Source organism: Sphingobacterium sp. G1-14 (genome assembly GCF_002196555.1).
Lineage (GTDB): Bacteria > Bacteroidota > Bacteroidia > Sphingobacteriales > Sphingobacteriaceae > Sphingobacterium > Sphingobacterium siyangense.
Window position 1 is genome coordinate 4,056,820 of the sequence record NZ_CP021381.1, and the last position, 15,645, is coordinate 4,072,464.

10 protein-coding genes are annotated in these 15,645 nt (G+C 40.5%); 5 read left to right on the forward strand and 5 right to left on the reverse strand.

The features are described 5' to 3' along the window. Positions 1-190: 190 nt before the first annotated feature. On the reverse strand, positions 191-1,648 hold the full coding sequence (locus CBM24_RS17545) for an aminoacyl-histidine dipeptidase (RefSeq protein WP_088162149.1): 1,458 nt from the start codon (positions 1,646-1,648) through the stop codon (positions 191-193). Positions 1,649-1,776: 128 nt separating this feature from the next. Between CBM24_RS17545 and CBM24_RS17550 the strand changes: the two genes are divergently transcribed. Then, the gene (locus CBM24_RS17550) at positions 1,777-3,261 is read left to right on the forward strand and encodes a glycoside hydrolase family 130 protein (RefSeq protein ID WP_088162150.1); all 1,485 of its coding nucleotides are present in this window, start codon (positions 1,777-1,779) and stop codon (positions 3,259-3,261) included. On the opposite strand, the gene CBM24_RS17555 is transcribed toward CBM24_RS17550, so the two are convergent. After that, the gene (locus CBM24_RS17555) at positions 3,233-5,446 is read right to left on the reverse strand and encodes a glycosyltransferase family 4 protein (protein WP_088162151.1); all 2,214 of its coding nucleotides are present in this window, start codon (positions 5,444-5,446) and stop codon (positions 3,233-3,235) included. The two genes, CBM24_RS17550 and CBM24_RS17555, sit on opposite strands and share 29 nt — an antisense overlap. A 359-nt stretch (positions 5,447-5,805) precedes the next feature. Here CBM24_RS17555 and CBM24_RS17560 point away from each other — a divergent pair, with 359 nt between their 5' ends. Continuing rightward, positions 5,806-6,396, forward strand: coding sequence for a sugar O-acetyltransferase (locus tag CBM24_RS17560; RefSeq protein ID WP_088162152.1), 591 nt, complete (start codon positions 5,806-5,808; stop codon positions 6,394-6,396). Between the two features lie 70 nt (positions 6,397-6,466). On the opposite strand, the gene CBM24_RS17565 is transcribed toward CBM24_RS17560, so the two are convergent. The 3 genes from CBM24_RS17565 to CBM24_RS17575 form a co-directional block, all read right to left on the reverse strand. Beyond that, entirely contained in the window at positions 6,467-6,883 is a 417-nt protein-coding gene (locus CBM24_RS17565; protein WP_088162153.1) for a GNAT family N-acetyltransferase, read from the reverse strand. Beyond that, complete coding sequence (locus CBM24_RS17570; RefSeq protein WP_088162154.1) at positions 6,880-8,388, reverse strand: NAD(P)H-hydrate dehydratase; 1,509 nt, start codon at positions 8,386-8,388, stop codon at positions 6,880-6,882. The genes CBM24_RS17565 and CBM24_RS17570 overlap by 4 nt, the downstream gene beginning before the upstream one ends. A gap of 180 nt (positions 8,389-8,568) precedes the next feature. After that, positions 8,569-11,991, reverse strand: coding sequence for a glycosyltransferase (locus CBM24_RS17575; protein ID WP_088162155.1), 3,423 nt, complete (start codon positions 11,989-11,991; stop codon positions 8,569-8,571). A gap of 165 nt (positions 11,992-12,156) precedes the next feature. Between CBM24_RS17575 and CBM24_RS17580 the strand changes: the two genes are divergently transcribed. From CBM24_RS17580 to CBM24_RS17590, 3 genes are all read left to right on the forward strand, one after another. Continuing rightward, on the forward strand, positions 12,157-12,996 hold the full coding sequence (locus CBM24_RS17580; RefSeq protein WP_088162156.1) for a DUF4846 domain-containing protein: 840 nt from the start codon (positions 12,157-12,159) through the stop codon (positions 12,994-12,996). Between the two features lie 254 nt (positions 12,997-13,250). Next, on the forward strand, positions 13,251-14,453 hold the full coding sequence (gene hmpA / locus CBM24_RS17585) for an NO-inducible flavohemoprotein (RefSeq protein WP_232475555.1): 1,203 nt from the start codon (positions 13,251-13,253) through the stop codon (positions 14,451-14,453). 97 nt (positions 14,454-14,550) lie between these two features. Further along, a complete protein-coding gene (locus CBM24_RS17590; RefSeq protein WP_088162157.1) occupies positions 14,551-15,030 on the forward strand; it encodes an RrF2 family transcriptional regulator in 480 nt (159 codons plus the stop codon). Positions 15,031-15,645 lie beyond the last annotated feature (615 nt).

Genomic DNA, 15,645 nt, shown 5'->3' on the forward strand with positions numbered 1-15,645 from the left:
ATTTGGTCTATTAAATCATTTTTTCATCCTGAAAGTAAGGTTATTTTTCATTTTTTGCAAGGAAAATGAAAAATTAATGAAAATAAAAAAGGTATGGCTTACACCATACCTTTCTGTTTCCGTGACCTATCTCTTTTTGCTTTCATGACCTATCGTCAAAAAAAATCAGCAATAGGCCCTTGTTGAAAATTTATTTTTTAGGGATCTCTTTGAGAATTTCGAGCACAAAACTCCAAAACTTCTGTACCGAAGAAATGGAGACACGCTCTGCAGGCGAATGTGCCCCTAAGATTGTTGGTCCAAAAGAAATCATATCCATTTCGGGATAGTTTGTCCCCAAGATACCGCACTCAAGCCCGGCATGGCAAGCCACCACTTCTGGAGCTTCACCATGTTGTCTCGTATAAATTGATTTGAGCACTTCTAAAATCTCAGAATTCGGATTAGGTGCCCATCCTGGATAATTGCCCGAAAAACCGACGGTAAAACCACCCAGTTCAAATGCAGCTTGTAAAGATTGAGCTAAATCAAATTTAGACGTTTCAACAGAAGATCTGGTTAGACATTTGATGGAAACCTTTTCCCCACCTACTTCTACTTTAGCAATATTATTGGAGGTTTCTACCAAGTCTTCAAAATCGGCGCTCACACGATAAACACCATTTAAGGCCGCATAAACGCTGTTGATCAGGTTTTCCTGCACGTTTACTGGAACTACAGTTGCATAAGCAGCATCAGTTTGCTTCACCACAATTTCCATAGCCGGTTCTGTCGTTGCAAATTCCAATTTAATATCCTGAGCCAATTGTGTCAAATTCTGAACAAAGTCAGTTGCTTTATCCTTACTGATAACCACCTTTGCAACACTTTCTCTCGGAATTGCATTGCGTAGACTTCCGCCCAATAAAGAAGCAATACGCAATCCATAATGTGCATTCGTGCCAAATAGCAAACGGTTCATTACTTTATTGGCATTGGCAAAACCTTTATGAATGTCCATACCAGAATGCCCCCCATGTAGTCCTTTTACTGTAATTTCAAAAGATAACGTATCAAAAGGACAAGGCTCTGCAACATAGGACTGTGTTGCCGTCACATCAATCCCGCCAGCACAACCAATATCGATTTCAGTATCATTCTCTGTATCCAGATTCAACAGGATTTCACCAGAAAGCACATCGCCTTTTAAACCTAAAGCTCCCGTCATGCCTGTCTCTTCATCAATCGTAAACAAAGCTTCAATGGCAGGGTGTTCAATAATGGATGATTCCAAAATCGACATGATTGTCGCAACGCCAAGACCGTTATCTGCCCCCAAAGTGGTACCCTCAGCTTTTACCCAATCACCATCAACGTACATCTTAATGCCTTCATTATCGAAGTCAAAAACAGTATCGTTATTTTTTTGGTGCACCATATCCAAATGCGACTGCAATACAATCGTTTTACGGTCCTCCATTCCCGGAGTAGCAGATTTTTTGATGAGCACGTTGCCAATCTCATCAACGCTTGTTTCTAAACCCAAGGATTTACCAAAGTCTACCATAAAGGCAATCACGCGCTCTTCTTTTTTAGAAGCTCTCGGGACCGCATTCAATGCAGAGAAATTTTTCCAAATTGCTTTTGGTTCTAAACTATTTTCAATCATATCTAAATTTTTTCCTTGGTCAAAGTTACTCCATTTTTATTAGATATCCGGTGATTATTGGCTTAGAATAAAAACAAAAGCCAATCACTGTTCGTTCTAATACAGGGTATAAACATCAACATATCATTATGCATAGACCAGTACAAGTTGAACGGAAGGATATTTACTTTAAACCAGATAAAAAGAGAGTTTTAGCACGTTTTTTCTCACTGGGGGATGATCGTACCATTAAAGTTCTCAAACGTATCTTATCCTTGAATGAATCAGAGCGAAAAGAAGTCTTTGGCCAGGTACTCCGAAGCTATACAAAAAGACATCGTAGTATAGTCCATATCTTTGAACGTAATTTTGACCGCATAAGCCACTTATTGGAAAAGATTCCATTTCCAAAAGAGAAACTGAGCCAAATTGACAAGCTACTGATCGGCTCCTATTTCACGATGGAATATTCGATTGAATCGGCGGCATTGTTTAATCCCTCCATTATAGAACATCCGGACCAGACAGAATTATTCAGGGGTGAAAAACGCATTATTTTGAGTTTCAGGGCAACCGGAGAAGGCCATGTCTCTTCGATCGTTTTTCGATCAGGGACATTGGATGTTGACAACAATATACATATCGATTATGTCGGCAGTTTATTGGATAAACCTATGCAAGTCAAAAATCACCGTTATCACAAGGAGTCATTCTTAAAGAAAATGAATGAGTTGCATGCCGAGCCAACGGAAGTTAAGTCCAAACTGGAAGCTAAGCTAACGGAGACATTTACCTACGAGGAACTCAAACGGTACATCGATGAAGTACGGCGCGATAGCGACGAAAACCTGGAAAATGTGACATTTCTACAACAGGCGCTCTGGCTCGCTTCCTCGCATTATGAAATGACTTTCTCCTTGGACACTTCCATTTCAGAACGCGTGATATTTCCGATTGCCGATACCGAAAAAAGAGGAATTGAAGATGCGCGTTTCGTTCAGTTCAAAAACGAAAGAGGTGAGAGCACGTACTATGCAACATACACCGCTTACGATGGATTCAGCATCCTCCCGAAATTACTCACCACAAAAGATTTTTACCATTTTAAAGTGAAACCTATTTATGGTGAAATTGCCAACAAGGGGGCTGCACTATTTCCACGTAAAATAAATGGACGTTATGCGATGCTCTGCCGCATTGATGGTGAGAACAACTACATCGCCTACTCCAATAATATCAATATATGGCAGGAAACGGCAATCCGGATTCAACAGCCAGAATATCCGTATGAATTTGTTCAGATCGGTAATTGCGGTTCGCCGATAGAAACGCAATACGGCTGGCTGATTTTAACCCATGCCGTTGGACCAATGCGTGAATATGTCCTAGGCGCAGCTCTTTTGGACTTGGACAACCCGCATGTGGAAATTGGACGCCTACATAGCCCATTGATGACGCCCAATGACGAAGAGCGAGAAGGCTATGTACCAAACGTCATTTATTCCTGCGGAGCGATAGTACACAACGAACACCTCATTTTACCTTATGCGATGTCCGATTATGCATCAACCTATGCGACCATCAAGCTCGAAGATTTATTGCTCGCTATCTTGAATCCTGATCGTTATCAATAAAAGCACGGTAAACTACGATATAAGCCAAATAGAAACAAAGGGTACTCTCCGCCCCTTGGTTTCTATTGATGCCATAGGATTCGAGGCCATCACAGCAACCTTTGGTTTCCTCATCATACAAACCGAGCCGAAGATCATTCTCTCCTAAAAACCAGCGGAAAGAAGCAATCATACGGGTAAAATAGACCTTTTTATTGGTCAATCGAAAAGCTTCACGATACATAAATACCATTGCCGTGACATCAAGTGGCTGCTGACCAAACTTGCTGATATGCTTCCCTTGCTTGGCCCACTCCTGGTTTCCGACCAATGAAAGCGCGCCATTCTGGACAGTCATACTTTCGAGAAACTTTAAAGTCGATAATCCCAACTGTTTTATTGTTTCATCGTTCAAAAAAGGATAGGCCGTCAATAACGCATAGGGCAAAATTGCGTTATCATAACTCAATACCGCTTCAAACCATTGCCAGTTTTCATCTGAGCTTGCCTCGTATTCCCGTACCAGCTTGCCGATAAGGGCCCGCATCAACTCTATCATCACCTCGTCATTGGATTGATGATGCAAATATTCCGCAATCCCCAGTACAGTATAAGCTATCGCCCGGTTGGAACGCAACTGGCCAAAATTTGGAACGGCCCTAAAAAACAGTTCATGCCCCAATTGATAATAGCTTGTCAATTTTGTCTCCCGAAGAAGTACGCCCAATGCCCACATGGTCCGTCCAAAGGAGTCCTCCGAACCGACCTCATCGAGGAAACTATGTTGGAAATTCATAAAATTGTGAAAAAGCCCATCTTCGCGCTGATGATAATAGATATAACTCAAGTAGGTCGAGATGCGACGATCGAGCCTTTTGTCAGCAAAATCTTGCTGCGCCAATAAAGTAACTAAAAGTGCTCTTGCATTATCGTCCAGACAATAGCCCTCTTTGTAGTTCGGTAGCGAATAAGTTGCATGCTGTAAGATACCGACCTGATTGGTCAGTCTGTCGATATGCTTCCAACTGAATTTGGGCATTTCCTCTATACTAAATCCAACATTTTCTTTGAGGCTATCATAGGTAGGAATAATCTTATCTAAAATTCGTGTGTACCGAAGGCCTATATTTTTCCAGGTCATCTCTTTACCAAATATACGGGCATTGTCTCTTAGTGTTGTGCGATAGTCCAAATTTGAAAACAGATTTTTGAGCACCTCGGCCATCTTGGCTGAATTTTTAAATTCGACGAGCACTCCCCTTCCATCAGCGAGCAATTCTTTGGCGTGCCAATAAGGAGTGGACACCACCGCAGCTCCGGCACCGATGGCGTAAGACAATGTTCCACTTGTAATCTGTGCCTCATTGACATAAGGTGTAACATAAACATCGCAGGCACATAGATACTCCACAAGATCGGCTTGACTAACAAAGGAATTAACAAATTTCACATGTTCCTGCAACTGATAGGTTTCCACAAGACTGCCCAGGTATTCCCGATATTCCTCGCCGGAATGTGCCAATACATTGGGATGCGTTTTACCAACAACGAGGTACAACAGATCCGGTTCATCTTTGACGACCTCAGGGAGGGATTCAATCACCATTTCAATTCCTTTGTTTCGCCCCAAAAAACCGAAGGTCAATAAGACTTTCTTCCCGGAAAGTCCTTTTTTAAGCTTGGCAAGCTCATGATCTAAAGTAAACTCCGGCACACCGTGGTGTATCAGCCTAACTTTGGAGGTATTGACCCGATAAATCGATTTGAGTAATGTAATTGCATAATTGCTCATGACGATTACAATGGAAGCCCGTTTTACAATTTCAATAAGAATGGCCTTTTCATCAACATTGGGTTTTTCGAGAATGGTGTGAAAATTAACAAGTAGCGGAATGTGTAATGCATTAATCAATGATAAGATATATATGCCGCTATTCCCTCCAAAAATGCCATATTCGTGTTCGAGTATGACGCAATCGTACCCGTTTTCATTAATATAATTTGCGGCTTCAATATAGGACAATTGACGATGTTGATCTATTTTAAACACGACCTCACTGGGATAAACATAGTCCCGATCCGCGACCGCAAAAACATGTTGCGTCAGTTCCTGATTATGCAGTGCTACAGCATGCAATAAATCTGATGTAAAAGTGGCAATTCCACATTCTTTGGGCAAGTAGGTACTTATATAAGCAATCTTCATTGGAATAATATTTTGAATATAGCCCGGACAAAGGCAATAGCATCGTGTGCTCCACTATCTAAATGCGTTTCGAACGAAAATTGTTTGTCACAACTGTATGAATTAAATCGGAGGAAGGTTGGACGACACTTTGTGCAGATCAGTACGTTGCTATAAAACCTGGCGCTGAAAAGCTGTCCATTTGTTGGAAACAGTATAATTTGTTGGAAAACAGGGTATCCATTGATTATGCTTAGTAGAAAACAGAACCTTGATTATGCGAAATAAGAGCGCTCAATATCCTAGATTCACAACACGTAGATTGCTATTGCTTTTAAAAATCAATTTATCTAAGTTTGTTACAGAAAAACGGGCATTGAATGAAATCAGCAAAGGAAAAAATGATTGCCGGACTTCCCTATATTGATTCGGAGGGGCAATTATTTAAGGAAAGACAATACGCAAAAGAAGAACTGAAGCGATTTAACGATTCAGAGCCGAAACAACTGAAATTCAGAAAACAGATTATTCAAAAACTGTTTAAAGCGACGGGAACCCGATTCTTTCTCGAACCTCCTTTTCGTTGCGATTATGGTTATAATATTGCTATTGGTGAGAACTTTTACAGCAACTATAATTGTACGATTTTAGACGGCGCACCGGTTACCATAGGCGACAATGTATTATTTGGGCCCAATGTAAGTCTCTTTACAGCTGGTCATCCCCTCCATTTTGAAGCAAGAAATCAAGGTTGGGAATTTGCGTTGCCGATCGTTATCGAAGATAATGTATGGATCGGTGGACATGTTGTCGTCAACCCCGGCGTGCGAATCGGAAAAAATTCGGTCATTGGTTCTGGATCGGTCGTCACAAAAGATATACCAGCGGATGTCGTAGCTGCAGGCAATCCTTGCCGGGTGATACGTAACATTACCGAAGCGGATCGGATCAACTATACTGAAAATCTGTAGGGATAACACAGGTCACAAGGGATAACATGGGGCACATTTATAAGAAAACGATCTATCTTCCCACTTACTGTTAACTTACAGAATCATTTGTTAAAGATAATGAATAGGTGACGGTGGCTTCATGTTGTTTCAGAAGAGCAAATCCATTACTTGTCCAAAAATGTTGCTGATCGCCGGTCACATTTGCAAGAAGATATTGACCAGCAAACGTATGGATAAATAGTCGCGCATGCTTCAATAATGCTGTGCCTACACCTTTCAGCCTTACATGTGGAGCAACAGCGAGGAAATGGATTGTATAAGTATCACCTGAACTAATCAGGCTCAGCACGCCTACCACTTCGTTTCCATCGTAGGCCGCAAAATGCGTCGCTTCAAAATCGCCCTCCAACATCACCTCGGCCAACTTACCTTCCGGAGCGAAAACCTCTTTTCGAAGTTTCCAGGTCCGGGCGGCAAAAACTTGTTCAATGTACCAATCTATCATAATCCTTTTTCTAAAGACATAAACGCGTCGGAAAGATGATTGATGGTATCTGAAGGTAATAAGGAATAGGTGCCGATCGTCTTCACTGCAATATCTGCCGCGCGCCCATGCATATATACCCCCATAATTAAAGCCTCTTTAGAAGAATAGCCCTGTCCAAGCAAGGAGGTGATTATCCCTGTCAGTATATCACCACTGCCTCCTGTTGCCATCCCAACATTGCCCGTACTATTGAAGTACACCATCCCATCGGGCATAACCATAGCACTATTAGCCCCTTTTATTAATACGTAAAACTGATGTTTACGTGCAAAAACTTTCACTTTCTCAATCTTTTCAAAATCATCTTGCCAAGCACCCAATATCCGGCTAAGTTCTTTGGGATGGGGAGTCAATATACTATGCGCTGGAACAAAAGCCCAAAGATTCGGTTCGCGGGAAAGAATATTTAAAGCATCAGCATCTAATACCAAAGGAGTATCATTAACACGGGTTATAAATACCTTTAGCGCATCAATTGTATGCGGCGCTGTTCCCATGCCGATTCCGATACCCACAGACTGATGGCCATCGATTACCGGGAATTGGCTAATAAAATCTTGTTCAGGATCAGTCAACACCATCGCTTCGGGCACAGCGGTCTGTAAGATGGTATTACCACCGTCAGGTACATAAGCGGAAGCTAAACCGCAGCCCGCTCGAAGAGCCGCTTTTAACGCAAGCTGAACGGCCCCCATTTTACCTTTACTTCCGCCAATAATAAGGGTATGACCAAATGTTCCCTTATGATCAAATTTCCTTCGTTGTCGATAAAAGGACCTGACAAGCGGCTGGTCGACATAAAAAAGATTGGTTTCTGCCGCTTCAATTGCTCGTTGGCTAAGATCGATATCCAATACCTTGAAGTCTTTTACATACCATTGGTTTTCGGGCAGCAGCAAGGCCATCTTGGGAAACTGAAAGGTATAAACCAAATCTGCCTTTACAATTGGAACATCTGCAGCAGTCTTTTTATCTGCCAGTAGTCCAGAAGGCATATCGACGGAATAGATCCTTGCACCACATCCATTTATACTGGAAATTATACCGTTCCAATCAGCTGTTAATACACGCTTTAATCCATAACCAAACAAGCAATCCAGTACGATTGCATCGGAAGGGATATCAATCTGGTTTTCCGCTGCAATTTTTTGAATCATATGATTGGGTAAACGCTTTTGATTGGCAAGATTATCAGCGGAGTAATCCGCTACATCCATTAAATAAACCTTGACTTGGGCCTGTTGTTGATCCAACAGACGAGCCAGCACCAAGCCATCGCCGCCGTTGTTTCCTTTACCGCAGAAGATGAAAAAGGTACTGTGCTCCAATCGGGGATGAAGCTTTTTAATTTCCTCAAAAACAACTGTTGCAGCTCGTTCCATCAGGTCTAGACTACTGATTTTTTGATCCTTTAGGGTTTCACTATCAATCCTGTTTATCTGCTGAGCGGAAAGTATCTTCATTTGGTCGCTATTTTTATTGAAAGTACCTATTCTCAAGGTCAATTAAAAATCTCGGTATAATTTTTTGGCAGGCTGGCGATAGTGATCCTAGTGTACGATCCGACGAAGGAACTACATCAGATCGCTATCGTTTAGCTCATGCACGTGTCTGCTTTTTATTCACTTGTTGTTACCGGCTTCTTATTCACTTGTTGTTACCTCTTTCACTCCGCCCGTACGTTTCAAGGTACCCCAAGTATTTAATTCACCTTTAATCGCTTTTCTGACAGATTTGAATAAAACGAAGTACATCAGTTGACGCCAGAAAAAACGCTGCGGAAACAAATAAATTAAATTGCTAAGCTTCTCGCCTTCCATTTTAAAGGCAATACCTGCAAAGAACATATCCACGAATACAAAAAGGAAGTAATAAAACATCACTTGACCAAAACCGTTATGCAGTGAAAATAATCCTGCAATTCCCGTCCAGCTGATACCATTTACCTCGCTTAAGGAGAAAAGACCACTCACTAGAGAGAATAACATAAAAATATCGGCCAAAGGAGCAAATAAAGGAAGTATAATCTGAAAAATCAGAATATTAGGCATTCCGACCATACCAAAATAGCCATATTTGGGATTCAACAAGGTCTGTTTATTTTTCCAAAAACTCTGCAACACACCAAAACTCCAACGGAAACGTTGCTTGAAGAGCATTTTGACCGTATCTGGTGCTTCCGTATAAGCAATTGCTTCAGATGAATTTCGCACGGTATAACCCGCTCTTAATATACGCATGGTTAAATCACAATCTTCCGCTAATGTATCCGTAGTAAATCCGCCCACTTCCAAAATAACAGATCTACGAAAGGCCCCAATTGCTCCTGGTACGACCGATATCATATTGAGCAAATCGAACGCTCTCCGATCCATATTCTGTGAGGTGATATATTCGATCGATTGCCAATGTGTCAATATATTATGCACATTTCCCACTTTAACACTACCCGCAACAGCGGCGATCTGAGGTTTATTGAAATATTTCATCAACTGTTTTAACGCATCTGTTTTCAATTGTGTATCGGCATCGATACAAAGCACAAACCGTGCTTCGGATTGTTGGATACCATAGTTAAGCGCAGAAGCCTTGCCCCCATTTGGTTTTGTAAATAACCTTACTTTAGGATGATCGCCATACACCTTACTGACAATCTCAAAAGTCTTGTCTTTTGATCCATCATCAACAAAAATCAATTCATAATTGGGGTAATCCAAATTCAACAGGCTTTTTATCGTTGCCAACACTGTTATTTCCTCATTATAGGCAGGAATGATCACACTCACCTTTTCCCGAGGTTCCACAACCAATTGAGATCGCTCTTTTTTACTTTTTTGTTTTTGTCGGATTGCCAGATAAGCAATCATTGCTGTTCTAAAAATTGCCAATACAATTGCAATGGAAAAAACCAAGTTAAGGAAGATGTTACCATAGAACAATGTCCCTAAGAACAAGCGGTTGGAAGATCCACTAAATCCCGAATCGGAGGCATTTTCTACAGGTGGCATCAGTTCATCACGTTTTTTCCCCATTAAATCTCCGATCGTCGCAAATTTATAACCATGAGATTTAAAATAATGAATAATACGCGGCAAGGCGGCTATAGTCGCTTCTCGATTGCCTCCGGCATCATGTAATAGAATAATGTTTCCATTATCGCGTTGTTTTATGACTTCATTATAGATTTCATCTGCCGTACGACCAGGTAACCAGTCGTTGGGATCAATATACTCGCCGATATTGATGTAGTTCTCTTTCCGGCTCTGAGCAACAGGCAGAATTTCGGCAACAGTCTGTGGCTCGGCATCAGCATTAAAAGGAGCCCGGAAAAGAATTGTACTATGACCGGTTATGCATTCGATGATCTTTCGGGTGGCATTCAGTTCAAACTTAACGCGATTTGGGCCTATTGTAGACATATCAGGATGAAAAAAGGTATGGTTACCGAGTTCATGTCCTTCTTGATATTCTCTCCGAACCAGATCCATATTTTTCTCAGCCATAACACCAACAAGAAAGAAAGCTCCGGGAACATGTTCCTTTTTTAATATATCTAATACTTGTGGTGTATACGTAGGATCGGGACCGTCGTCAAAGGTCAGGACCACAGTATTATCTCGTTCTCCAAAGCGTTTGATTACATAATTACTTGGCGTCTTTACATACTCCTGATTCTCAACCATAAGCGTTGATGGGTCGTAAGTGAATTTCACTTCCCCCGGAGCAGGACTATTGACCAAGTCCAAAATTTCCCCATCCCCAATATATTGAATACCCCCGACATTGATCTGGCTTATCTTTCCAAAGTCAAAAGGTTCTTTTTTCAGATTTTCTCGGTCCAATGATCTTGAAATAAATGACCATAAACGGGAGTCTTCACTTCCTAAACGCCAAAGTGCAATACCAGCTAGCCCCCAGTCATCTGCTTTGCGGATAAGATTAAAATAGGTTGCAGCGTCTGTAAAATAGACATCATGATGCATCCCTGTCCCATCTTTATAGCTAAAGTTGAGATTTGCAGATTCGGGATCAAAAGTAATCTTAGCATTGTAATTATGCGCCAAAATAACAGCATTATCATATGTCAATGTCTTGCCGACACTGCCTTTTGGCCAATCATATCCATAACAGGCCAAAGCCAGGATCACCTTGTCTGCATCGATCTTATTGCAAAGTTCATCAAGATTTTTTTCGACCCATGCCTGATGTGAAATGGCGCCGGCATTACTTTCAATGGAATGCTGATCATAAGCCATAAGTATGATGTAATCGTTGTACTTTTGTAAGGCAATGGGATCGTAATCATCATTTTCAGGTGAAATATCCTGCGTGACAAGTAGGCCTTCTGTATGAAATACCGTATAGATGTGGCCCATAAAATCATTCAGCGCCTTGTGGTCATCCAACTGTAAATTCTCAAAGTCAATATTTATGCCAGCAAAGCCATTGCGCTTCACTTTAAGAAGGATATCGTCTATAAAACGCTGTTGTTTATCCGGATTAAGTAAAATAGCCTTTACAGTCTGCCCGTCAAAATCGTTACCACTGAAATTGGAAATCTGTGCGATAGCTTTGCGCTTATATTGATGAATGACCTTAAGCGCAGCAGTATCTGCTTTATCCACTACTGTATCTTGATTAGGCACAGTAAAAAAGGATTCCATAGCAACCATATCCAAATGACCAATATTGCGGCGTAGATCCGATAAAGACTGCTCACGAACTTCATTAGACCAAGAACTAACATAAAACCCCATATTGATTCTATCTTTGGTACCAATATGTTTCAAATGCTTCAGCTCCCGGTCACGTTTAATCTTCTCCAATTCGGATTTTACAATGGTAAACTCCTTAAATTGTTTGGATTTTTTTAATCTGGCGGTGGACTTTTCAGTCAATGCTGTGTTGGTATTAATTGTTGGAAAAGGAGGAATCTGAATCTTTCCCAATGTATAAACCACACAGATAACACCAATGATCAAACCTATCACCAATGCTCTGCTCATCCATGAAAAAGCGTACCAGCGCTTTTTGCTTGACGTCTGAAAAATCTGTTTTCCTGACATAATCGTATTCTTATTAACTTCGGCTAAGCTACATCAGAAAATGATCCAAAAAGTAGATGAATAGCTTAAAAATTTCTTAATTTTTTCAAATGATTCACACTTCGAATTATATCTAAATTTAAGTATATTCGATGAAACGCAATACACTAGCTCAGAAACTTTTATATGAGATCAATATATGTACTCATTCCACTCCTCTCGTGTCAGGTTTTCAGTGGATTTGGGCAGCCAAATGTTGCTGCACCTAATAACAAAACTTTGAATCCTGCGACTACTGAGTCAATAGCACCTGACAGGAACCAGTTTATCAACCCCGATGGGATGACGATCAAATCGCGCATTTTGTTACCAGAAGGCTTTAAAAGGCCTACCTACCGGGTCGAAGAATTTGGAAATTTTCTCGAAAATCTTCCATTATACCCCATCGACCAGGAGGTACATTATTATAACGGAAAAATTAAACCTAGAAATAACATCTACAATAGTGTTGTGAAGCTAGACATAGGAAAGCGCGATTTACACCAATGCGCCGATGCTGTAATGCGACTCAGGGCAGATTACTTATACCAACAAAAGCGGTATAAGGATATCAAATTCAACTTCCTTTCCGATAGCAAGCCCCGCGCATATACAAACTATGCAAAAGGAGACTACTCCTACCCAACCTATTGGAAATACCTGGAATATGTGTTTGCCTATGCCAATACGGCTTCGCTACACGATGAGCTGCCCAGCGCAAAAACGACTCAGGAAGTTAAGATTGGAGATACTTTTATCCAGAAAGGATCACCCATTGGCCACGCAATCATTGTAGTTGATCTAGCCAAGGACAATACTGGAAAAACAATCGTGCTGCTCGCGCAAAGTTACATGCCAGCCCAAGAAATACAAATTTTAAACAATTGGAACAACAGCACGCTTAGTCCTTGGTACGATATAGACCAGGATATTATAAAAACCCCTGAATGGACATTTTACCCTAAAAACCTCAAAACATGGGAATAGCCAGGGTTAAAAACTTGTGAATAGCCAGAGCTGATCATAATAATACTTTTTCAATCGATCAGGTGATGACCAAACAACAGGTAAAAAATAATAAAAGATATTTTTGTCTTTTATTATAAATTTCTATTTTTGTACCCGATAGTCACTTGCAAATGAACCCTATCAAGGTTTACAAAATTCCTCGTAGCGAGGTGGATTTTTTTGTTTTTTATTCCGATCAAATAAAAGATAAAAAGGTATTTAAATATTTTATTATGATTACTGAAGCACAAAAAGAGTTAATCAAAGGCACTGTACCGATTTTAAAAGAACATGGTGTAGCGCTGACTAGTTATTTTTATAAACGTATGTTTGCCCACAATCCTGAGCTTAAACATATCTTCAATATGGGAAACCAACAAAATGCGCGACAACAAACGGCGTTGGCTACAGCTGTGTTAGCCTATGCGGAGCATATCGAGAATCCCGCAGTCCTCCTTTCTGCAGTGAAACATATTGGACAAAAACACAGTAGTCTCAATATTCGTCCGGAGCATTATCAGATTGTTGGCAAGCATCTATTGGCCTCCATTCAAGAAGTATTGGGGGATGCAGCAACAGAAGAACTGATTGAAGCCTGGAAAGTTGCCTATTTTCAATTAGCAGATCTGATGATCGGAGTCGAAAAGGATATGTATGATCAAATGATCCAGAACGAGGGCGGATGGACGGGTTGGAAGCCATTCACCATTGTAAAAGTGGTATCTGAGACCGCCGAGATTCAGTCTATTTATCTCAAGCCAACAGATCAAGGAAAACTTCCAAAACATGAGGCAGGCCAGTATGTAAGTGTACGTGTATTTCTTCCCGAATTACACCTGTATCAACCAAGACAATATAGTCTTTCCGATGCGAGCAATGGAGAGTACCTTCGGATTTCGGTAAAAAGAGAAGCTACGGAAGGAAAACCTGAGGGTATGGTGAGTAATTATATACATCAATACTTTGAAGTTGGAAAACAACTGGAACTCACAGCACCTACAGGTTCCTTTCAACTTATCGAAAGTGAAAAACCACATGTATTTATTAGTGGTGGAGTTGGTCAGACCCCATTAATTGCCATGTTAGAGCATTTAGCTGACAAGAAAGAAGACAAACCAATCACTTGGATCCACGGTTGCCGTAACCCTGATTTACATGCGTTTAAAGAAAGATTAATAACATTGGAAAATCAACATCAAAACATAACTAGTTTTTCTTTCTATGACGAAGCTCAAGATGCGGATGCCGACGTACTTGTGGGTTGGGTTGATCTCGCTAAAATAGATGCTTCGCATCTTCCACAGGAGGCAAACTATTACCTCTGTGGCCCATCAGGATTTATCAAAAAGCACTTCCAATATTTAACGAATCAGGGTGTCAACGCTGAGAACATTCATTTCGAAGAATTTGGTCCAGCATCTTTGCAACTAAATTAATTGCACTACCCCACTTCATCAAATAGTCATCCCTAATTTTTAATCATTGGCGGATGGCTATTTTTGATTTTGTACATTTGCAAAAAGCAAAAAGATTATGGGTATTTTTTCTAAAACATGTGAATATGGACTACGGGCAGTTTTTTTTATCGCACAAAGCTCCCAAGAAAATAAACGCGTGAGCATAAAAGAAATAGCAGAGAGCATCCATTCTCCGGAAGCTTTTCTAGGCAAGATACTACAGAATCTAAGCCGTGCAGGTATCATTCGATCCATGAAGGGACCTGGTGGTGGATTTTACCTCGATAGGGAAGACATGTCCACTCCACTATCCGAAGTCGTCAAAGCGATCGACGGTGAAAGTCTATTTGTCGGCTGCGGCATGGGGCTTGAATTCTGCTCCGAACAATATCCCTGTCCCTTGCATCACGAGTTCAAAAGCATACGCAACAACCTCTCGGAAATGCTTCAAAAAACAACGGTCGGCCAATTCAATGATGACCTGATTAAAGGGAAAATCCTGTTAACGAAAAGCCATATCGACCCGAATAAAACCACGGGTAATTCCTTGGATTAACAGGCTAAATCTTCAGCTTTTTCCTTCATTTTTTCTATTGAGTACCGTTTTGAAAATAATTCGGAAGACGTAAAATTCGCTTTTTTTCATATAAAACTACACGTTCACATAATCCACATAACATAACTGATTAAAAGCAATATAAAAATTACAAAACATTAGAATGTATCGCATTTAAGCGTCCCGGCATCCAATTATTCAAATCATTGAAATTACGCGAAATAGGATACCCCAAGACCATTTCTAAACTTGTTATCAGGTCGCCACCAAACTCGATATAACTCCCTGAAAGTAACCCTCACTTTTTATTTAATCCGCTCCATGAAACAAGGAAATAGGCTTTTTGTCAGCCTATACCAAGGCAACAATGCTCCTTTTTTGACGTATTTCTTTTGGGTTAAACCCAAAAAACATGAATTATTTTCTGACTATCACACCATTTTCATACAATTTTGCAGCTTTTAATATAAAACCAAAAAAAAATACAAATTAACATCTAAACAACAACATATTACATATTTTATATAAATAAATAAAACACATATAAAACGGTTTAAAAAGCTTGATTTTTATAACAGAAAGGGTGTGGATAAAATTTTATCCACACCCTTTCTG